The organism is Bradyrhizobium sp. BRP19 (assembly GCF_020194195.1).
GTDB lineage: Bacteria > Pseudomonadota > Alphaproteobacteria > Rhizobiales > Xanthobacteraceae > Bradyrhizobium > Bradyrhizobium yuanmingense.
The window spans coordinates 1-384 of record NZ_JADYVZ010000251.1; the positions used below are offsets into that span (position 1 = coordinate 1).

Consider the following 384-nt stretch of genomic DNA (forward strand, 5'->3'; position numbering starts at 1 on the left):
GCACAGGAGCTGGGTTACAACAGCCAAAGCGCGTTCTCGGCGATGTTCCGCCGGGCGTTCGGCAGCAGCCCGAGCGCGTTTCTGCATCGACCGGGCGGCGACGAGGCTTAGCGCGCCTACAACGCCCGGACCTGCTGCGCCTACAGCGGTGGGATCGTCATCGCCGGCAGCAGCACCGCAAACCGCGCCCCGCCCGCCGCTGCCGCATCGAGGCGAACGTCACCGCCATGCACGAGCGCAATACGCCGCACGATCGCCAACCCCAGACCGAAGCCGCCGCTGTGGCGATCGCGGCTGGCATTCAGGCGCAGGCACGGCTCGAACACGCGTGCGATCCGGCTGGGGGGATGCGCGGGCCGCCGTCTTTCACCGTCAGGCGCATCG

Annotated in this window: 2 protein-coding genes; one reads left to right on the forward strand and one right to left on the reverse strand. The window is 70.3% G+C overall.

The annotated features are described in order from the left end of the window. The first annotated feature begins 9 nt into the window (after nt 1–9). A complete protein-coding gene (locus tag I6F36_RS40180) occupies nt 10–111 on the forward strand; it encodes a hypothetical protein (RefSeq protein ID WP_225173343.1) in 102 nt (33 codons plus the stop codon). Between the two features lie 29 nt (nt 112–140). Here the strand turns inward: I6F36_RS40180 and I6F36_RS39430 are convergent. Next, the coding region (locus I6F36_RS39430) for an ATP-binding protein (RefSeq protein ID WP_249789166.1) at nt 141–384 on the reverse strand (244 nt) is incomplete at its 5' end.